12 protein-coding genes, 1 tRNA gene and 2 pseudogenes are annotated in these 22,196 nt (G+C 35.2%); 11 read left to right on the plus strand and 4 right to left on the minus strand.

The window, feature by feature from the left end; all coding sequences use genetic code 11:
- The first annotated feature begins 393 nt into the window (after window positions 1–393).
- The 4 genes from dnaK (at window position 394) to CIPSTX3056_RS00795 (ending at window position 5,143) form a co-directional block, all read left to right on the plus strand.
- Window positions 394–2,307 carry a molecular chaperone DnaK gene (gene dnaK / locus CIPSTX3056_RS00780; protein ID WP_072666069.1) on the plus strand — a complete coding sequence of 638 codons (1,914 nt, stop codon included), beginning with the start codon at window positions 394–396 and terminating at the stop codon, window positions 2,305–2,307.
- A 109-nt stretch (window positions 2,308–2,416) separates the two neighbouring features.
- Window positions 2,417–3,562, plus strand: a complete 1,146-nt coding sequence (gene dnaJ / locus CIPSTX3056_RS00785) for a molecular chaperone DnaJ (RefSeq protein ID WP_072666070.1) — start codon at window positions 2,417–2,419, stop codon at window positions 3,560–3,562.
- A gap of 429 nt (window positions 3,563–3,991) precedes the next feature.
- Complete coding sequence (gene ubiG / locus CIPSTX3056_RS00790) at window positions 3,992–4,726, plus strand: bifunctional 2-polyprenyl-6-hydroxyphenol methylase/3-demethylubiquinol 3-O-methyltransferase UbiG (protein WP_072666071.1); 735 nt, start codon at window positions 3,992–3,994, stop codon at window positions 4,724–4,726.
- Between the two features lie 341 nt (window positions 4,727–5,067).
- A tRNA-Asn gene (locus CIPSTX3056_RS00795) sits at window positions 5,068–5,143 on the plus strand.
- A gap of 695 nt (window positions 5,144–5,838) precedes the next feature.
- On the opposite strand, the gene ispB is transcribed toward CIPSTX3056_RS00795, so the two are convergent.
- Window positions 5,839–6,813, minus strand: coding sequence for an octaprenyl diphosphate synthase (ispB, locus tag CIPSTX3056_RS00800; RefSeq protein WP_072666072.1), 975 nt, complete (start codon window positions 6,811–6,813; stop codon window positions 5,839–5,841).
- A gap of 261 nt (window positions 6,814–7,074) precedes the next feature.
- Here ispB and rplU point away from each other — a divergent pair, with 261 nt between their 5' ends.
- The 7 genes and pseudogenes from rplU to CIPSTX3056_RS00835 all read left to right on the plus strand — a co-directional run bounded on the left by rplU (window position 7,075) and on the right by CIPSTX3056_RS00835 (window position 18,304).
- Window positions 7,075–7,413 (plus strand): 50S ribosomal protein L21, encoded by a 339-nt coding sequence (rplU, locus tag CIPSTX3056_RS00805; protein WP_072666517.1) that lies wholly within the window; start codon window positions 7,075–7,077, stop codon window positions 7,411–7,413.
- Window positions 7,403–7,669, plus strand: a complete 267-nt coding sequence (gene rpmA / locus CIPSTX3056_RS00810) for a 50S ribosomal protein L27 (protein ID WP_072666073.1) — start codon at window positions 7,403–7,405, stop codon at window positions 7,667–7,669. Before rplU ends, rpmA begins: the two co-directional genes overlap by 11 nt.
- A gap of 1,402 nt (window positions 7,670–9,071) precedes the next feature.
- Window positions 9,072–10,070: pseudogene (gene cgtA, locus CIPSTX3056_RS00815) on the plus strand (Obg family GTPase CgtA); the annotation flags it as partial.
- A gap of 522 nt (window positions 10,071–10,592) precedes the next feature.
- Entirely contained in the window at window positions 10,593–12,149 is a 1,557-nt protein-coding gene (locus tag CIPSTX3056_RS00820; RefSeq protein ID WP_072666074.1) for a TerC family protein, read from the plus strand.
- 838 nt (window positions 12,150–12,987) lie between these two features.
- Window positions 12,988–14,535, plus strand: coding sequence for a murein biosynthesis integral membrane protein MurJ (gene murJ, locus CIPSTX3056_RS00825; protein WP_072666075.1), 1,548 nt, complete (start codon window positions 12,988–12,990; stop codon window positions 14,533–14,535).
- Between the two features lie 670 nt (window positions 14,536–15,205).
- Window positions 15,206–15,820 carry an outer membrane lipoprotein periplasmic chaperone LolA gene (gene lolA, locus CIPSTX3056_RS00830; protein WP_072666076.1) on the plus strand — a complete coding sequence of 205 codons (615 nt, stop codon included), beginning with the start codon at window positions 15,206–15,208 and terminating at the stop codon, window positions 15,818–15,820.
- A 747-nt stretch (window positions 15,821–16,567) separates the two neighbouring features.
- Window positions 16,568–18,304 carry a proline--tRNA ligase gene (locus CIPSTX3056_RS00835; protein ID WP_072666077.1) on the plus strand — a complete coding sequence of 579 codons (1,737 nt, stop codon included), beginning with the start codon at window positions 16,568–16,570 and terminating at the stop codon, window positions 18,302–18,304.
- Window positions 18,305–18,672: 368 nt separating this feature from the next.
- Here CIPSTX3056_RS00835 and CIPSTX3056_RS00840 read toward each other — a convergent pair whose 3' ends face one another.
- The 3 genes and pseudogenes from CIPSTX3056_RS00840 to clpP form a co-directional block, all read right to left on the minus strand.
- Entirely contained in the window at window positions 18,673–19,332 is a 660-nt protein-coding gene (locus CIPSTX3056_RS00840; protein WP_072666078.1) for a DedA family protein, read from the minus strand.
- A 662-nt stretch (window positions 19,333–19,994) separates the two neighbouring features.
- Window positions 19,995–21,260, minus strand: a pseudogene (clpX, locus tag CIPSTX3056_RS00845) (ATP-dependent protease ATP-binding subunit ClpX); the annotation flags it as partial.
- Window positions 21,261–21,408: 148 nt separating this feature from the next.
- Window positions 21,409–22,032, minus strand: a complete 624-nt coding sequence (gene clpP / locus CIPSTX3056_RS00850; RefSeq protein ID WP_072666079.1) for an ATP-dependent Clp endopeptidase proteolytic subunit ClpP — start codon at window positions 22,030–22,032, stop codon at window positions 21,409–21,411.
- Window positions 22,033–22,196 lie beyond the last annotated feature (164 nt).

Below are 22,196 nucleotides of genomic sequence, written 5' to 3' on the forward strand. Positions count from 1 at the left end.
TACCTTTCTTGATTACATTGTATATCAATCTCTAATTGAGTCTTATTTGATTAAATTGTATATAAATCTCTATTGAGCTTTAAGTTTACAGGGATAAGATATAAAATTTTTTATTTTTTATTGTTTATTTGAAACTTATATAAATAGATAAACGGAACTTTTATCATGAGTTAGAGTTTGTAAAACTGATAAACCTGTAATTTCTCAGCATCAATAATATGTAATTTTTTAGTGTCAATAATATGTCATTGTCTGGTATCAATAATACTTTAATGCTCTTGTATATAACTGAGAAAAACATTACACAAGCAGTTGAAATTATAGCATATGCCCGCATTTAAGATAATTATAAATACTTAATAATGACGATCATAATTAGTAGGAGATATCTCTATGGGTAAGATTATTGGCATTGATCTTGGTACAACAAATTCATGTGTTGCTATTATGGATGGCGGAAAGTCGCGTGTTCTGGAAAACTCAGAAGGTGATCGAACCACGCCTTCTATTATTGCTTATACTCAGGACGGTGAAACATTAGTTGGACAGCCTGCTAAGCGTCAGGCGATTACTAATCCACAAAATACTTTATTTGCAATTAAGCGCCTTATTGGCCGTCGTTTTCAGGATAAAGAGGTGCAATGTGATATCAAAATAATGCCATTTAAAATTGTTAATGCCGATAATGGCGATGCGTGGCTTGATGTAAAAGGAAAACGCATAGCACCTCCGCAGATTTCTGCTGAAGTTTTAAAAAAAATGAAAAAAACCGCTGAAGATTACTTAGGAGAGGATGTCAGTGAAGCAGTGATAACTGTACCAGCCTATTTTAATGATGCGCAACGTCAGGCCACTAAAGATGCTGGGCGTATTGCAGGTTTAGATGTTAAACGCATCATCAATGAGCCTACTGCAGCTGCTTTAGCTTACGGTTTAGATAAAGGTCGAGGTAATCGCACAATTGCAGTATATGATCTAGGTGGTGGGACTTTTGATATTTCTATTATTGAAATTGATGAGGTTGATGGTGAAAAAACTTTTGAGGTTTTAGCTACTAACGGTGATACTCATTTAGGTGGTGAAGATTTCGATAGCCGTATGATTAATTACCTTGTATCTGAATTCAAAAGAGATCAAGGGGTTGATTTACATAATGACCCTCTAGCTATGCAACGCTTAAAAGAAGCAGCCGAAAAAGCTAAGATTGAGCTTTCCTCTGCTCAGCAAACCGATGTTAATTTACCGTATATTACAGCAGATGCTCATGGTCCAAAACACTTAAATATCAAAGTTACACGTGCAAAGCTGGAGTCCTTAGTTGAAGATTTGATTATCCGTTCAATTGAGCCATTGAAAATGGCTTTAAAAGATGCCAGCTTGTCTATAGCTGATATTAACGATGTGATTCTTGTAGGTGGTCAAACCCGTATGCCTATGGTGCAAGCCAAAGTAGCGGATTTCTTTAGTAAAGAGCCAAGAAAAGACGTTAATCCAGATGAAGCGGTAGCTGTAGGTGCTGCCGTACAGGGTGGCGTACTAGCTGGTGAAGTCAAAGATGTTTTGTTGCTGGATGTGACCCCGCTCTCTTTGGGTATTGAAACCATGGGGGGTGTGATGACTTCACTAATTAGTAAAAATACTACAATTCCAACTAAGCACAGTCAGATATTTTCCACAGCAGAGGATAATCAGTCTGCGGTGACTATTCATGTAGTGCAAGGTGAACGTAAACGCGCAGTGGATAACAAGTCTCTTGGGCAGTTTAATCTTGATGGTATTCAAAACGCTCCGCGTGGAATGCCTCAAATTGAGGTTACCTTTGATATTGACGCTGATGGTATTTTACATGTATCTGCAAAAGATAAGCATACTGGTAAAGAGCAAAAGATAACTATTAAAGCTTCCTCAGGTTTAAACGATAGAGAAATTGAAAAAATGGTGCACGATGCAGAGACTAATGCTGAGTCAGATCGTAAGTTTGCAGAGCTAGTTCAGACCAGAAATCAAGGTGACCAAATAGTACATAGTACACGTAAGCAATTAAAAGAGGTGGGTGATAAACTAGCAGCAGGTGATAGAGCTTCTATTGAATCTGCGCTAAATGCGCTCAACGCAGCACTAAAAGGCGAAGATAAATCAGAAATTGAAGCCAAGATGCAGATCTTAATGGAATCTTCTGCTAAGCTTATAGAACACGCTACACAACAAGCAGAGTCTAGAAGTTCCACAAGTTCTACTGAAAGCACTAAAAAAGATAGTGACGTTGTGGATGCTGAGTTCGAAGAAGTGAATGATAGCAAAAAATAATTATCTTTCAGATTAGCGATGTATGTCGTTGAAAGCACCGATTACAACTAGCACGGACGTGGATACAATTCACCTCCGTGCGTGTCTATGAATGTCAGGATAAAGAGCAATGGTGAAAAAAGACTATTACGAGATTTTAGGTGTAACTAAATCAGCAGATGAGCGCGAAATCAAAAAGGCTTATAAGCGTCTAGCAATGAAATTCCATCCTGATCGTAATGCTGGAGACAAGGGCTCGGAGGCTAGATTTAAAGAGATTAAAGAGGCTTACGAGGTTCTCACAAATACACAGAAGCGAAAAGCTTACGACCAGTATGGTCATGCCGCTTTTGAGCATGGCGGTTCAAATGGAGGTGGACAAGGTAGTTTTAGTAGTGGTAATGCTGACTTTAGTGATATCTTTGGCGATGTATTTGGTGATATTTTTGGGGGAAATCGACGTCAGAAGCGTACTACACGTGGATCTGATTTTCAATACAATATGGAGTTATCATTAGAAGAAGCAGTACGTGGTGTATCTAAAGAAATTCAGATTCCAACCATGGAAGATTGTATCAAATGTAATGGAAATGGAGCCAGGGTAGGAACTAAACCAAAAACTTGTCCAACGTGCCATGGTTCAGGGCAGATCCAAATTCGACAAGGTTTTTTTACTGTTCAGCAGGTTTGCTCACACTGTCAAGGAAGAGGGTCGATCATCAAAGATCCGTGTAAGGTTTGTAATGCAAAAGGTCGGATTTCTAAATCTAAAACTTTGTCAGTGAAAATACCTGCAGGGGTCGATACAGGTGATCGTATTCGTCTGAGTGGAGAAGGTGAGCCTGGTGAAAAAGGAGCCCCTTCAGGTGATTTATATGTCGAAATTCAGATGCGCAAGCATCACATTTTTGAACGTGAAGAAAATAATTTATACTGTGAGGTTCCAATTAACTTTATAATGGCAGCACTAGGTGGGGAGATTGAAGTTCCTACTTTAGATGGACGTGTAAGTTTAAAGGTACCCTCTGAAACACAAACCGGAAAATTGTTTCGTATGCGAGGAAAAGGTGTAAAATCAGTGCGTGGCGGTGTTGCAGGTGATTTGTTGTGTCGAATAGTAGTTGAAACTCCCGTGAATTTAAATGAACATCAAAAAATGATATTACGCACATTAAATGACAGCTTTATTGAATCTTCTGAAGAGAAGCACAGTCCGCGCTCTAAAACGTTTTTTGATGGTGTAAGACAGTTTTTTGATGATTTAACTCGTTACTGATATGAATCCAAGAATAAATGAGGTAATCGTGTGATTACTATGATTACCAGTTGATAATCTCAACACTTATGATAAAAGTAAGTTATATCTTATTATAGAGATATTCTGGAATTAGAGATATTCTGGAATAAACTGGTGTACTGGTTAGTATAAGAGTAACAACAATAAAATGCTACTGATTTTATGCATAAAATAAGGAACCTTGAGAATGTTTTTGATATACGACACATTAGAAATTATATGAAGTTTTCAGATTCTATATAAAAATGATAGTCTAATGACAGTACTACTACAAATATGGATAGGATTGCTAGACAAGACGAAAATCAATATATATTGATATATATTGATATGCAAAGGATTTTTTTAATTATCAGCTTTGTTAGAGCGCTAAAGGGGTAAACCAAGAAGGTATAACAGGTTCACGAAATGAACATCGATAGCAATGAGATTATTAAATTTTCAAGGTTAGCGTCGTCTTGGTGGGACTTAGAAGGACCATTCCAGACCCTGCATAGGATGAATTTAATACGCCTGGAGTGGATTATAAAGCACGCAAATGGTCTTTTTGGTAAAGATGTTTTAGATGTTGGTTGTGGTGGTGGTATTCTTGCAGAAAGCATGGCTCGAGAAGGGGCTCATGTTACCGGTTTAGACATGAGCGAGGAATTATTACAAGTAGCACGTTTACATGCTCTGCAAACCAATACCAAAATACACTATATAAAACAAACAGTAGAAGCTTATGCCGAGCAGTGCTCTAGGCAGTATGACGTTGTAACTTGTATGGAGATGCTAGAGCATGTCCCGGATCCGTGCTCAATTATTGATTCTTGCGCTAGGCTTGTTAAGCCAGGTGGTAACGTCTTTTGCTCAACTTTAAATCGTACAAAAACATCCTGGTTAGTAGCAATTCTTGGTGCAGAGTATATTCTAAAAATTCTGCCACGCGGAACGCATAACATAAAAAAATTTATTCGTCCCAGTGAGTTGTTAGAATGGATAGACAGGACACCTTTGTATGTATATAACATTATTGGACTATGCTATCACCCCTTACGTAATCGTTTTAGATTAACCTCCAACATTGATGTGAACTATATGGTGCATGCACAATATGATATCAATCATACACAATATGATATCAATCATAGATTGCGCTAAAGATACTAATTAAAATTATTATCTCTAATATCATAGTTGATATCTTAGGTGTTAGTAACGCATGTCTTATTATCTATTACGTTTCTATTGTATTAGATTACAGGGTGCTCTTAATTTCATTAGAGATTCATAAGAATATATCTAGATAGAGACGACAGCGCGACTGCAACAATATATCGAGAGTATACGTATAATAAGTGTTACTGCACCGTATGATACAGAGTATTGTAATATGCCTTGACATAATACTTCAGACTGTCAGTGCGTGTAGGAAAAATGAATTTTAAGTATTTGACATCTCACAGTTTATATGATAAAATAGAATTTTTACTTTTGAATAATCCTCTGTAGTTCAGTTGGTAGAACGGCGGACTGTTAATCCGTATGTCACTGGTTCGAATCCAGTCAGAGGAGCCACAATGAAAACCAGATCAACGCTGTTTTAGAGCAAGATACATATATTTTTACAAAATAACAGTAATTATCAAATCGGTACATTTGAAAATCAATGTAATTAGTATTATTGCACTCAAGTGTATTTATCTAAGAATTAAGAATACTTGATTTTTTTATAGATCTATGTACTTAGCGGTACATAGAGTCAGTATTGATAACGTATCTATCTAGTATTTACTAAAATTAGATCAATCTGTCTTTAACTAACTGAGCATTTAATATCAGTGTATAAAAAATTTAATTTTAGTAAAATTTACTAGTTTTTTAATATTTCTAATATTTCTAACATTTTTTTATTGATCGGAAGATCAAGCTATATATTGATTGTTTTTCTATTAACGTGATCCCGGCATGCTATGTTGTCCAACATGTACAAGCTTAAAAAGAAGCCGATCATAATAAGTCTTAATATTATTATTCATAAGTGGCATACAATAAGTAATATTTCTTATTTTATACTGCATTTATCCTCTATTTAGAGTGATTCTTGAATTAAAACTAATAATTTTATCATTTTACATAAAATATTTTACATAAAATATTAAGCACTGATAAATATTCAACACTGCGAGCATGTAGTAATGCTGATTATAATAAAGTTTTAAAATTTATGATTTAGAAATGTAGATAACAATGTAGTCTGCACATCGCAGATATTAAGTGATACGCTGCATTGAGATATGCGCTAGCGCCGCTAATGCATCACGCCATGGTGATTCAGGAAGTATTTCTAATGCCGCTACAGCCTTATCAGCTTCTTTCTGTGCAGTTTTTCTCGTGCACTCCAGAGAACCATATTGTTTCATGATGGATTGAATCATATCAAAATAGTGGAATCCGTTTCCTTTACTAATTACTGAGCGAATGAAGTTAGCTTGTTCAAGGTTTCCATGGTGTATTGCATGTAATAAAGGAAGGGTAGGTTTCCCCTCCTTAAGGTCGTCACCTATGTTTTTTCCTAATATTTTATCATTAGAGCTATAATCTAATACGTCATCAATCAGTTGAAATGCAGTACCTAGATAACGACCATAATCTTGTAAGGCTTTCTCTTGAGCTAGATTGGATCCCGCTAAAATAGCGGAAGCTTGCGTTGCAGCTTCAAAAAGACGCGCTGTTTTACTATAGATAATATGCATATAATTTTCTTCAGTTAGATCTGGATTGTGACAATTTATCAATTGCAGCACCTCTCCCTCGGAAATGACATTGACAGCTTCTGAGATTATTCCTAGAATTTTTAATGATCCAAGATTGGTCATCATCTGAAATGCACGAGTATATATAAAGTCGCCAACTAATACGCTCGCTGCATTGCCAAAGGCAATATTAGCGGTAGGTTGACCTCTGCGGGCCTCTGATTGATCAACGACATCGTCGTGTAGTAGTGTTGCAGTATGAATGAACTCAATGAGTGCTGCCATAGTAATATGTTGTTTTCCTGAGTAGCTATGAATGGCCCTTGCCGCTAATAATGTGATCATTGGACGAATACGTTTGCCTCCGTTGTTAATGATGTAGCAACTAAGTTGATTAATCAGAGGAATATTTGAGCTCAGTTGTTTACTTATTATAGTATTAACATCTGCCATATCATGTGCAATAAGTATGTTTATTTCTTCTAAATTCATGAGTTTTTTGAGTTCTCACCTAGTTTTTACCGCAAAGGAAGTATAAATGTATCTTTAATATCATCAGATATATAATAGATCATACAGTATATGATATTGCACCATGTGTTGAAAAAATATTTGCTCTTGTTGTAAAAGTATTTTCTTTTGTATTGATAATAAATGCTTGTTTTTAGTAAAGAGTTTTGTATAATTACATATCTAATAAAATTTATAGCGCAGTATAATATTTACCAGGAAAGCGCAGAAACGGAGTTGGCTATGTATGCGGTTTTTCAAAGTGGCGGAAAGCAACACCGAGTAAGTGAAGGTCAGGCGGTACGACTAGAAAAGGTAGACCACTTAATTGGCGAAGTAGTAGTATTTAACCAAGTTCTTATGATAGCCAATGATAAGAATATCAATATAGGCTCACCGTTTGTAATAGGTGGAATAATAAAAGCAGAAATTATCGCTCATGGTCGCAGCAACAAAATTAAAATTATTAAATTTCGTGCTCGTAAACACTATCGAAAACATCAAGGTCATCGACAGTCTTTTACTGATGTTAAAATTATTACTATTAGAGCCTCAGAGGATCGCTTAACACATGGCACATAAAAAAGCAGGTGGATCCACGCGTAATGGTCGAGACTCTCATGCAAAACGACTTGGGGTAAAGCGTTTTGGAGGAGAAACTGTATTGGCGGGGAGCATTATTGTGAGGCAGAGGGGAACTCAGTTTTATGCCGGTAACAATGTGGGGTGTGGTCGTGATCATACTCTGTTTGCTACTACTAATGGTCAAGTCAAATTTGAAATTAAAGGAGCAGCAAGACGAAAATATATTAGCATCGTCACTGATCATATCAATTAGTGTAATAGACAATATTATCAAATAAATTCTAAAAGAATTTATTTTTAATCAGAGTAATTTATTTCTATAAGAAATGGCAAAAACAAGAAATTAGAACAGATTTTTTTTCATAAAGTTCACGCAACACTCATTAATAAATGGTAGCTTAAAAATATTATATCTCGCCATAGCTAGAATCTCTGACCGATGGGCAATTACCTTAAAAATTATTTATTTTAAGCACAGTAACATTATTGGTTATTTTTAATATATAGTTATAACAATAGTTATTTTTAGTTTATATATATGAAATATAAGTTATGAAATATATAGGTATGCGTAATCATGGTAAATAACTATTGCTAACACGATATCGATCGAGAGATTCATTTGCCTATCAAAATATAGTCTTGTTTATATAAAATATAAAATCTATGTATTTCACACCAACATCTAAGCTATCTTATGGGTTTTACTCTATCAAGTACAGAGCCAAATCAGAAAATCGTAACTTAGCATCATGATGTAAACATTTGATTCTTAAATAAGAATCACTATTGAGGTCTCATTGCTACTGCAGATTCTCACACTAGTTATATAAAGACATTCACACTAGCTATATCTAGTACATTCACACTAGTTATATCTAGTTATATAAAGACATTATCAGGTACAGCGCTGTCACACGCTTATATTATATTAATATAAGTAATAGTTTAGTATGCTACTACTTGTTGAGTAGTAGTGAAAACAGTGTAACTTAGATTAAGAGACATTGATTAACACACATGAGGTTAACAGACATTTAAAGTAACTTATATAAATATATGACTTTCTGGTTAAGAAAGATTAGGCATAGAATGCCTTACTGTAGTGATCTTTTTAATACTTCAGACTACCACGTATTCACAATCTAACTTATTCGTTTGCGAAGCAAACAGACTATGTGTTTATCAATGTCAGGAAGGAGGTAACTCCCTTTGTCAATCTATGCTGACATGGATTGTAATGTATAATGTAATCTAACTTACCAATATTCTTGCCAATATGTCATATGACCTAGAAATCTGAGCCTAGAAGCGTCAATCAAATTGATAATAAACAATATATATTTCTATATATTGGCATAAAAAATATATATTGTGATTAAAGACGGTAGGTTGGTTACTCGGATGCTTGTTTAAGCAAAACACATTAAGCCATGACATTGCATAACTGTTTATTATGAAAGCAGAATAATATTCTGATTGATTTTATCTTTGATAGACATAGATTTGTATACCGAAGGTCGCATATATTGTCTGCATTGAAGCAATGACTTAGGACGTAGACTGGTGATATTTACGTAGGATTATGCGCTCGCTATCTTTTGATATTATCCATTCTGGAAGATACACTGTTGTATCGATAATGGGGTACTCAAATGAAGTTTGTAGATGAAGCAAAGATCCTGGCGGTGGCTGGTGATGGGGGAAACGGTTGCGTTAGTTTTCGTCGTGAGAAGTATATCCCTCGTGGCGGTCCTGACGGCGGTGATGGTGGCGATGGCGGTGATGTATATATACAAGCTAATGAGAACATCAATACATTAGTTCAGTTTCATTTTAAAAAAACTTTTTGTGCTGAAAATGGTCAAAATGGCCAGAGTAGTGACTGCAAAGGGAAGCGAGGAAAGGATCTAGTTGTTCATGTTCCTGTAGGCACCAGAATCATTGATTGCGATACAACTCAGATACTAGGTGACATGACTCGTCATCTCCAAAAAATGATGCTCGTAAAAGGTGGTTGGCACGGAATGGGTAATACGCGATTTAAATCATCGATTAATCGCGCTCCACGTAAAAAGACTATGGGTACATTGGGTGAGCAGAGAAATGTACGGCTAGAGATGATGCTACTAGCAGATGTTGGCATGTTAGGATTGCCAAATGCAGGAAAGTCAACTTTAACTTGCATGGTATCTTCTGCTAAATCAAAAATAGCTGATTATCCCTTTACAACACTAGCACCTAGTCTTGGCGTAGTGCGAGTCGACTGCGATAATAGTTTTGTTATTGCGGATATACCAGGTTTAATTGAAGGAGCTTCGAATGGTGCCGGGCTAGGTATTCGTTTTTTAAAACATCTTGAACGTTGTCACTTATTGCTACATATTATTGATATAGCACCAATAAATGAAAGAGAATTGGTTAGGAATATTTCTATTATTACATATGAGTTGGAGAGATACAGCATTAATCTTTTTCAGAAACCGCGTTGGTTAGTGTTCAACAAGGTTGACCTCTTAGGTTATAAAGAAGCACGGTTACGTGCAGCTTCTATTATCAGAGCAATTCAATGGACTGAGAAGTATTATTTAATTTCTTCATTATATAATACAGGTATCAAGAGATTATGTCAGGACATTACTTCTTTTATAAAAACACTAAAACGCAGATAAGTCAAAAACTTGATAAGATAAAAAGAGTATGGGATTCGAAGAGACGCTCTAATCACAATAAGTAAAACCAATAAAATACTCAGTATAAGAACCATGATACTAAGTATACACTATTTAAGATCAGAGGTGATTGCATCTGTTTATTGCATAAAATACCGTATTGGTAATAATAATGTATAAAAATAGCAAAATTCAGTGACAACAAAGACAGCGAAGCAAATAGAACCTTGATTACATTTTGGATTGTTAGTGCTTATAAGGTTGCTGAAAATAATGACTTTTTCTATACTGAGCGATCAAGAATAGTAACATTTTTTAAAAATATAGGAGCACAGGGCTGTAGCTTCAGATGTACTGTCATTATGTTTTCTTTAATTAGTTGAATTACTCGAATAATTATTTTGGTATTTTTGTATCCGCAGCTCATGCTTTAATAAAAGCTACTCATAACTCATCCATACAAATACTACTGATGCTGTCCAGTGTATTTTTTCGGAGCTGTCCATGTCATTTCTTTTAGACCCATCAGTTTTGGCGGGTTTTTTCACTCTTGTTCTTCTGGAAATTGTCCTGGGTATCGATAACTTAGTATTTATTGCTATCTTGTCAGATAAGCTCTCACCAAAGCAGCGTGATAAAGCCCGCCTCACTGGATTATTATTGGCTATGGTGATGCGGCTAGGTTTGTTATCCTTAATGTCATGGATGTCTACAATGAGCCATCCACTTTTTAGCATAGGTGATCTTAGTTTTTCTGGGCGTGAATTAATGTTACTTACAGGAGGTGTTTTTCTGTTATTTAAAGCCACGACAGAATTGCACGAACGCTTAGAGAACCGAGATGTGCATAATGTTAAGCATAAAGGCTATGCTAGTTTTTGGTCAGTGGTAGTGCAGGTGGTTGTTTTAGACGCAGTGTTTTCTCTTGATGCAGTCATTACTGCAGTAGGGATGGTAAATGATTTATCAATTATGATGCTTGCAGTAGTGATAGCTATGAGTGTAATGCTCATAGCGTCTAAACCATTAACTAACTTTGTCAACGCTCATCCAACTGTAGTAGTCTTATGTTTAAGTTTTTTACTGATGATCGGATTAAGTCTACTAGCTGAAGGTTTTCATTTTAACATACCAAAAGGTTATTTGTATGCAGCAATCAGTTTTTCGATTATTATTGAATTATTTAATCAAATGGCGCGGCGTAACTTAATGCGATATCAAGAGAGACGCCCTATGCGCGAAAGAACTGCTGAGGCGATTCAACGGCTAATGGGAGGATATAGACAATACGTTAGTCATGGAATAGAAGATGGCTCTGTAACAACAGTATCACCGAAAGAAGAATTTAAGGATGAAGAACGCTACATGATGAATGGAGTGCTAACTCTTGCTGCTCGTTCAGTACGGAGCATCATGACACCCCGCGGAGAAATTTCTTGGGTTGACCTAACTTCTTCATTAGATGAAGTACGCATGCAATTGCTCGATACACCGCACAGTTTGTTTCCGGTGTGCAGAGGTGATTTAGACTCAATAATAGGTGTAGTGCGAGCCAAAGAATTATTGGTAGCATTAGATCACGGTGTTGATGTGTTTACTTTTGCGAGCGCTACGCCACCTATCATTATACCAGATACCTTGAATCCCTTAAATCTCCTCGGAGTACTACGCCGTGCAAAAGGTAGCTTTGTTGTTGTAACTGGCGAATTTGGTACGGTTCAAGGACTTATTACACCATTGGATGTATTAGAAGCTATTGCTGGTGAATTTCCTGATGAAGATGAGACGCCCGATATTGTTATTGATGAAGAGGGTTGGTTGGTTAAAGGTGGTGCAGATTTGCATTCATTGCAACATTTATTCAATAATCAAAACTTAATAAAACCAGAAGATCACAATGCATCTTTAGCTGGTCTCATTATTGAGCACATAGGCAGATTACCTAAAATTGGTGATATTATTAATATTTATTCCCTGAGATTTCAAATTATCGAGGCCACTGATTACCGTATTGATTTAATACGAGTTACGAAACAAGATAATACAAGAGATCATGTGTAATGAGCAATCATCACTGTGCATGATGTTTGTAAACTTTGAAATGGACAGCTTGAATGATCCTGATTTAGATAATTTTTCATTTTTCGTTTAGAGATTATCACGTATTGATTTAATATGTTACTAAACATAAGGATATATTTTAATTTGGATTTTTATTAGGTATAAGAAACAAAAAATCTTTTCTATTTTATGTAGAGAAGCGTGATATGTATCCTCATAATGATAAATATATTTATGACTTTTTAAATAACCATATGTTATTACTGATCAATATCATATATCACGATATCTAACAATGATATCTCACAATAAATTTCATAGTGCCAATTAGCATAATTATCACCTGTAAAAGATGCGATATGTATGTTTTATTAGTGCATGATAAAACTATTCTATAATGAGTATGCTAATCTTATTATAGGGTATTAATTAAATAGTTTCGGTTATACAGGTTATTAATGCAATAGTTACAGATTTCATGGAGATTACTTCATATGAATTTTGAGCATACCCAGGGTAACCAGAGATTTTAGCAGATTAGGAGAGCTGCGCTTTGCAGAACTGATTATGCATGATAATGAGTTAGATTAGATAACAATGCATTAAGATGTATTACTCAAAGAGATTATTCCTTTAGATGTATTAGGGGTGCCCTGTATATATACTTACATTACAACTAATATTGCAATATTGTAGTGTGACGACTTAAAAAATCTGTAACTCTGTATAAGAAATGTTTTTATGTTAAGTCGCCTCATTTGTTCTAAGATAATTATCACTGATGCAGTTGTGGTGTGTTAATAGGTTAAATGAGCTGGATACTAAAAGCAGGAAACAGATGAATCTTTTAAAATCATTAGCAGCAGTTAGTTTTGTGACTTTGTGTTCACGGGTTCTAGGTTTTTCACGGGATTCACTTATAGCTTATATTTTTGGTTCAGGCATGGTAACGGATGCTTTTTTTGTTGCTTTTAAGTTGCCTAATCTATTCCGTCGTATTTTTGCCGAAGGTGCATTTTCTCAGGCTTTTATTCCAATTTTAACTGAGTATAAGAATGCAAAAAATATAGAGCTAACAAAAGTATTCATCAGGCATGCATCTGGTCTTCTTACACTAATTGTATCATTAGTGAGCTTATTAGGAATATTTGTTGCACCTTGGGTAATTATTGTCACTGCACCTGGTTTTTCTCATACTACAGAGCAGTTTGTAATAACTGTATCACTTATTCATATTATATTTCCATATATATTACTGATTTCTTTGGCATCATTGGCTGGATCTATCCTGAATACATGGAATTTTTTTGTAGTGCCTGCCTTATCACCCATATTGCTCAATTTTAGTATGATTAGTTTTTTATTGCTTGCAACTCCGTACTTTCATCCACCTATTATGGCGCTTGCGTGGGCGGTATTAGTTGGTGGAATACTGCAGTTCTTTTATCAGATGCCTTCTTTAAAAAAACTTGGATTACTCGTTCTACCACGTATTGATCTACGCGATAACGCTGTGCGGAGACTAGTGCGTCAGATGGCATCAGGAATTATTGGCGTCTCAGTTAGTCAAGTGTCTTTAATAATCAATACAACCCTGGCTTCTTTTTTAGAAATAGGATCGGTATCATGGATATATTATTCTGATCGATTAATGGAATTTCCTATTGGAGTTCTGGGTGTAGCATTAGGAACTATTCTTCTTCCGGCTTTATCAAAGAGTTTCATGAGCGGTCAACAGGCACTGTACTCACAGATAATGGACTGGGGATTGCGTCTGTGTTTTCTTTTAGCAATCCCAGGTTCTGTGGCGCTTTGTATTTTAGCAAAACCGCTTACTATTGTTTTATTTCAATATGGTAAATTTACGCCCTTTGATGTAACGATGACGCAGCGCTCTTTAGTGGCCTATTCAGTAGGTTTGATAGGGCTCATTGTCATGAAAGTATTGGCGCCGGGTTTTTATGCTAGACAGGATATGAGCACTCCATTCAAGATTGCCATAGTAACACTTCTAGCAACACAGATCATGAACTTAGCTTTTATTGGTCCGTTTAAACACGCTGGGTTGTCACTATCGATTGGATTATCTGCCTGTCTAAATACTGGACTGCTTTATTGGCAATTACTTAAAAAACGATTTTTCGTACCACAGCCAGGATGGATGAAATTTTTTATACGTTTATTTATTGCTGTGCTAGCTATGGCAATATCCTTATTTGGAGTATCTCACATGATCCAAGACTGGAGTATGGGGGGTATGCCGGAGAGATTGTTGCGACTCTCGGTGGTATGTGGCATTGGCATTAGTGTTTATTGTTTGATGTTGTTAATAGTAGGTTTTCGTCCACGTGACTTGTATCCATATAACTCAGAATTATTACAGTAGAACCGCGGTATTTTTTAAGGGCATAGCAATAGTTAAAAACTCACTAGTAATTGTGGGAAGTAATTGTAGGATTGCCTATAGATTACATGTGTTTGTTACATACAGAGATACACCAATATACTCAAAAAGTAATTTAGTCATGGTTTACAAAAACATTTCTAATACAATCCAAAAACTATATTTCTAGAGTGCGGCATGTTTTCAATTTTCTATGTACAAATAGAATGATGACTAATAATTTTAATTAGGCTTTAAAGAAAAAATGTACTAACTATCCGGACCTATCTATCTGGTGATTGAACAGCGCTAGCTGATTTATCTATTAATCTTTTAAGCTCTCTCATGTGTAAGTAATACATACTTTATATTTTTGTTTTTTGTAAGTTAGTGTATTCGATAGGAAAAAGATTTTGCTATGATAGGGTATTTTGCAAGAATAATCTTATTAATGATTTTTAACATTATGTAGAAGAGACACACATCATCGATGGGAAGATAAGCATAACTATTTTAATCAACTGGGCTGTAATAGTTAACATGCATTGATTAGTGTTTTCTTAATAAATAGTAAAAGATAAATAGTAAAAGAATATTTTCAATCTCAGAAGGATTATAGTTTATAGCGCTAAATGCATTAAGAGTTATAATTTTATTAGGAAGAACAAATAACATGATCAATAAAATATTGATTGTCATCTGTCTATTAATCATACCTGGCGTTTCTAGTAGTATGCAATGTGATATAGCCACTGTTCTGCAAAAGCGTCTTGAAAAAATTCAAAGCTTTCACACTGAGTTTAATCAAACAGTGATCGACAAAAGAAATATTTTAATTCAAAAGAGTCATGGCTATGTGTGGGTGAATCGACCAGATCAGTTATATTGGAAGGTGCTGTACCCTGATTCAAGTGATTTAATATCAGATGGAAAGACGTTGTGGTTTTACAATCCATCTGTCAAACAAGTCAGTATCTATTGCGTGAAAAATATTCTTCAGAATACCCCGTTAATGCTGGTATCATGCCATTGGTCTAATGCCTGGAAACGATATCATTTACTACAAAAAGGTGATACCTTTATCTTCATTCCTAAGGAATTATATAGCAATATTAAAAAATTTACTCTAAATATTCTCAAAAATGGTAATATTAATCGCTTTAGTATCTTTGAGAGAGATGGAGTATGTATTCGCTATGTTTTAGCCAAGCAGAATCCTACTGAAATTGATCCTAAAAAATTTCAATTTAGTATACCTCCAGGGGTTACAATAGATGATCATCGGTAATAGAGCATAAAAATTAATATTCGATATATTAAATAGGTATACTATATATTTTTGATATATCTTTCAGTAGTCAGAGTTATATATATGCAGCAAAAATAGATGAGCGATTCTGCTAGATCAAGTTGTATTACTAGGTTAAAGGTTAAACATGACAACATATAAAACATTCTAAATAGAATGTTTTATATGTTGTGCGCTTAGAGTAGTAATGTAGTTTCGAAAACATCCCTCTATAAAGATGCTCAAGTTATATTTTATATACATGATATTATTGAATTTTCTCAAGCGCAGCGGTATTCATGTGCTTGAGAGGCATAGTGATCGTTTTGTAAATATTTTTAAAGATACAGAGGATGTGTTTATATATACTTAGTATACGGTATATAGTATATAGTATATAGTATATATGAATATAGCGTAAGCTATATTCAATATAATCAATCATGTCTTTTTTCCTTTAATATCTTTAATTTTTACTAATAATTTTTATCGATTATGATGTAAAAGAAATTGTGTCTTCATATATGTAGATAGTCTTATTTAAGAAATAGAACTACTATAGAATTTCATAAGTTATAGCTATGAATCTGTGATTATCATATCTTATGGAGCAGTATACGTATTTTATATACAATATATTCTTTATTATCCTTATATCAAAAAAATGTAATGTTTATTACTGTAATATTTAAAAATATTATTTTCTGTTACTTCTAGGCCTGATTAACTTACGTAAACCGATAAGCCATGCGCACTACTCAATATATGCTTTCAACGCTAAAAGAAAAGCCTTCCAGTGCTGACACAATCAGTCATCAACTTATGCTGCGCGCTGGGATGATACGTCAATTAGCATCAGGATTATATACCTGGCTGCCGACTGGGTTGCGGGTAGTACAAAAAATAACACGTCTTGTACGTGAAGAAATGCAGCGTATTGGTTTTCTTGAAGTATCTATGCCAATTATACAACCGGCTAGTCTATGGCAGGAAAGTGGACGCTGGGAGCAGTATGGTTCTGAGTTACTCAAATTGGTCGACCGGAACGGTCGTTCTTTTGTAGTTGGCCCAACACATGAAGAAGTGATTACTGACTTAATCCGTAATGAAGTTACCTCTTACAAACAATTGCCTATTAAGCTTTTCCAGATTCACACAAAATTTCGTGATGAAATACGACCGCGATTTGGTGTTATACGTTCTAGAGAATTCCTTATGAAGGATGGTTATTCTTTTCATGAAACACAGGAATCTTTGCAGGAAACTTATGCAGTTATGTATAGTGCGTACAGAAATATCTTAAAAAAGATGGATTTAAACTTTTGTATTGTAGAAGCAGATACTGGATCTATTGGTGGCTGCATTTCTCACGAATTTCAAGTTTTAGCAGAAAGTGGCGATAATGATATTGCATATTCTACAGAATCGACATATGCAGCAAATCTAGAAATAGCGGAGGCATTGCCTCCAAGCAATGCGCGACAGTTAGGTTCACAAATAAAAACACAATTTTTGACACAGAATGTTACTACTACTCAGGATCTTGTTGAGAAGTTCCATGTTCCAATAAACAAAATAGTTCAAACACTGGTAGTAAAAGCAAATACAGACATCGCTGATGGGTTGGTTGCTCTTTTAGTACGAGGAGATCATGTACTTAATAAAATTAAAGCAGAAAGGATTGATATTATAGCCTCGCCATTATGTTTTGCGACTGATCAGGAAATTCGTCGATATTGTCAAGCTGGAATTAAATCACTAGGGCCAATTGGTCTTAATATGCCTATTATAGCTGACCGTTCTGTTGCTGCCATGAGTGATTTTATTGTTGGTGCTAATATTGATGGTCAATATTTTACAGGCATCAACTGGGAGCGTGATCTCCCATTGCCACGTATTGAAGATATTCGTAATGTAGTAGAAGGTGACATGAGCTCTGATGGTAAAGGTGTATTATTAATTAAACGGGGGATTGAAGTTGGACATATTTTTCAGCTAGGAACAAAATATTCTAATGCTATGAAAGCTATTGTACAAAGCGTAGATGGATGTAGTAAAACTATCAGTATGGGATGTTATGGCCTCGGTATTAGTCGTCTTATTGCCGCTGCAATTGAGCAGAATCATGATGAGCATGGTATTTTATGGTCACCAGTGCTAGCTCCATTTCAAGTGGCTATATTACCAATTAATATACAACAGTCGTTTCGTGTAAGATGTACAGCTGAAGATCTTTACTCTCAGCTACTAGCTCAAGGTATTGATGTCATTCTGGATGACAGGATCGAAAGACCAGGTATAATGTTTTCAGATATGGAGCTAATTGGAATTCCACATATCTTAGTTATTAGTGAGCGTAATCTTAACAATAAAGAAATTGAATACAAATCTAGAGTGTTGAATCAAAAACGAATGTTTAAAATTAGTGAAATGATCTTATATCTTAAGTCAGTACTGCATGATGCTATGTTGCATCCTAACTGAGAAGTCATTTAACCGCTTAGCTATTACACTCAGTAATTACACAATATGTAGCAATGTCAGTTAAATTATTGATTGACTACCATCTTTCTTAGAAAGAGTATATGTATATACAATATAAGCATCACGTATATCGTATTTTTTGAATATTAGTATTGAATTGTATAGCTTCAGTAAGCTATATGTTGATAGCTACCTCTTTAACGACCGATACATCACAAAACGATTTATTAATAATCCCCGAATACGCGTCATATCATCATGATTGGATATTAACAAGATATAACAGTGGAGTTTGTCCACTAGTATGAAGATGAATTTTTATTCAAACTATACCTTATCATTGCAGCAGAAGTTATTCGCGGGCAGTCTTATTTTTTCGATAGATTCTTACTACATAAGCAGTATAGTACGCTTACTAAGCCACATAGCATCAAACCCATTGGTAGCAATATTAGACATAGCATAAATTGCGGTTCGTAATAAATAAAAATTGGTGTTTGCCCAAATAAAAACCCCACCATGATTAACACCAGTACCCAGAGAAAAGCACTAGTCCAGTTAAATAATTGAAACTTTATATTATCCAAACTAGACAGTCCTGCAATAGTTGGTAATAGTGTGCGAACAAAAGCAATAAAACGACTAATTAATAGCGCAGACATCCCGTATTGTTGAAACAATCGTTCTACTCTTTGATGGTAATGTAACGGAAGACATAAGAGCCACTTTTGCACTATTAGTGTGTGTCCCAACCACTTACCTTGTACATAGCTAACCCAGCAACCAAGAGCAGCAGCAATTGTTAAAATGCATAATATAAGTACGCCATTTATTACTCCTTTGGCCACTAAGATACCAACTAGCACTAATAGACTGTCACCTGGTAAAAAAGATGTCGGTAATAAAGCATTTTCTAAAAATAAGATACAAAAGAATATAACATAGAGTGACAAAACAAGAGACGGATCTGTAAGTGCGGTATAGTTATGTTGCCATAAAGCTCGAGATAAAAATTTTAAAATATCCATTGTTGAGTATCTCAGATATAAGCAAACAGTTATTTCTGGAGTTGGTCTAAACATCTAAGATAAGATATGTTCTTATAAAGATTTTTGATAGAGATTAATCCTTAAGCCATAGCCTTGATTTTCAGATAGTTGTATAGTGCCTCTGGGGCATCTCTGTTCATGATAAAATCAGTTGTACTTATTGATGTTTCAATTTATGAGAATGATAAATAGCAACCCAATGGAAACCTAATGAGAAAATATTCTCACACGTAATTTTTCACAAAGAAGCTAAAATACACAAACGAAAGTCTTCGATTAATAAGAGAGTAATATGTTTTTTCCTAAAAATAACAAATTTACGAATTTTTAATAAAAGCTAACCATAGGTATACAAGAGCCCTTGTAAAGTGTTATAAGCCACAAACTGACGAAGTTTATGGATGATGTTTGTCATTAAACAGATTGAATTAATTACTACATATTTATATGAGATCTAATTTGCACTGGCATCTTACCCAACATAATGATATTTTTGCATTGATAATGGTAATGACAAAATTATTGTAAAATTTATTTTTATTCACGTAAATTAAAAGTTAATTTTCATTATCCTCCAGCATAGCATCAGAGGTATCGGGATTCTCTAGGGGTAATGAAGAGCTTGCTATTACTAAGTTATCCGATTGTTTTATAGATTCTTGTTGTTTGTAGGTTTTTATTGGTTCACTTTCTCCAGTGATGACAGATTGATTGATAATAACTTTTTGGATGTTATGTATTGATGGTAGATCATACATGGTGTTTAGTAGGATGCTTTCTATGATAGAGCGTAGTCCTCGAGCCCCAATTTTTCGTCGTATTGCTTGACGTGCAATTTCTCGTAGCGCCTCCTTTCGAAACTCCAACTCCACTCCTTCTAAACTAAATAAAGCTTGATATTGCTTTGTCAGTGCATTTTTTGGCTCATGTAAGATTTGAATTAACTCTATTTCATCTAGATCACTAAGTGTTGCTAAAACTGGCAAGCGTCCAATGAACTCAGGAATCAGTCCAAATTTAATTAGATCTTCTGGCTCGACCTGGGATAAAATATTATCCTCTTCTGTTTTTCTTGATTGATGCGTTAATAATGCACCAAAACCAATTCCAACTCCATTATCTACCCGTTGTGCAATAACTTTATCGAGCCCAGAAAATGCTCCCCCACAAATAAATAAAATTTTTGAAGTATCTACCTGAAGAAATTCTTGTTGTGGATGCTTTCGCCCACCTTGCGGTGGCACTGACGCCACCGTGCCTTCAATGAGCTTAAGTAACGCTTGCTGTACACCTTCACCAGAGACGTCCCGAGTAATAGATGGGTTATCTGATTTACGTGAAATTTTATCGATTTCATCAATATAGACAATACCATGTTGAGCCTTTTGTATATTGTAATCACATTTTTGCAGAAGTTTTTGAATAATGTTTTCTACGTCTTCACCAACGTATCCTGCTTCCGTAAGAGTTGTCGCATCCGCCATAGTGCATGGCACATCTAGGAGGCGTGCCATGGTTTCAGCAAGCAGGGTTTTGCCGCTTCCTGTTGGACCAATTAACAAAATATTGCTCTTTCCTAGCTCGATAGTATTACCGGCGTCGCTGTTATATAGGCGTTTATAGTGGTTATAAACAGCCACTGATAGTACTTTTTTCGCTTGTCCTTGCCCTATTACATACTCATCTAGATGAGCTCGAATCTCCTGCGGAGTAGGCAGAGAACTGCAATGAGCAGGAGATGTCACTTCCTGACTCTCCTTGCGAATTATGTCGTTACATAAATTCACGCATTCATCACAGACACATACTGATGGTCCAGCAATTAATTTGCGAACTTTATACTGGCTTTTACCGCAAAAAGAACAGTAGAGGATCTGTCCTGAACCGTCTTTGCGCTTATCGGTCATTTACTTCCCTCTCATTTTATAATGATACTGACTGTTTCCAATAGAGGAAATAAAAATCAAACTGCTACCTTTATTATCATGTGTATAGATATAGTCTTATATCGAGTACAATCACTCTATGTTGATTTTTTATCATATAACAAAATAATTAATGACGTTTAAATAAGATGGAATCTACTAAACCGTATTCTACGGATTCTGTTGCTGACAAAAAACGATCTCGATTAGTATCGCGCTCAATAGTCTCAATAGTTTGACCAGTGTGTTTAGCCATTAATTGATTCATAATTTGCTTTGTTTTAATAATTTCACGTGCATGAATATCAATATCAGAAGCTTGACCGTGGAATCCACCTAGAGGTTGATGGATCATGATGCGTGAATGAGATAAACAGAAGCGCTTGCCTTGTGTACCTGCAGTTAAAAGAAAGGCCCCCATGGAGCATGCTTGCCCCATGCAAATTGTATTAATATCCGGCTTAATAAACTGCATGGTGTCATAAATAGACATGCCAGCAGTAATTACTCCACCAGGGGAATTAATATAAAGATGAATATCCTTTTCTGGATTATCAGCCTCTAAAAATAAGATCTGAGCTACAATTAGATTAGCCATGTGGTCTTCAATCGGTCCAGTTAAAAAGATAATACGCTCTTTAAGTAGACGCGAATAGATGTCATATGAGCGCTCTCCTCGAGAAGTATGCTCTATTACCATAGGAACCAATGTCATTTTCGATTGAGTGACTGTCTTATTGTCACCATATACCATTTGAATCTCCTAGTACAATGCTTGCTCTGTAACGAGGTTACGTAAGAGTATTTTAGTATATTTGAGCTTTGATTGCGTTTCTTGTGTTCTGTGTAAGTCACAATATTATATACTGTATATCACGGATACACGCAGCGTATAGTTATTAACTATATTGGGGACGT

It is taken from the genome of Candidatus Erwinia haradaeae (assembly GCF_900698965.1).
Taxonomy (GTDB): domain Bacteria; phylum Pseudomonadota; class Gammaproteobacteria; order Enterobacterales; family Enterobacteriaceae; genus Erwinia_E; species Erwinia_E haradaeae_A.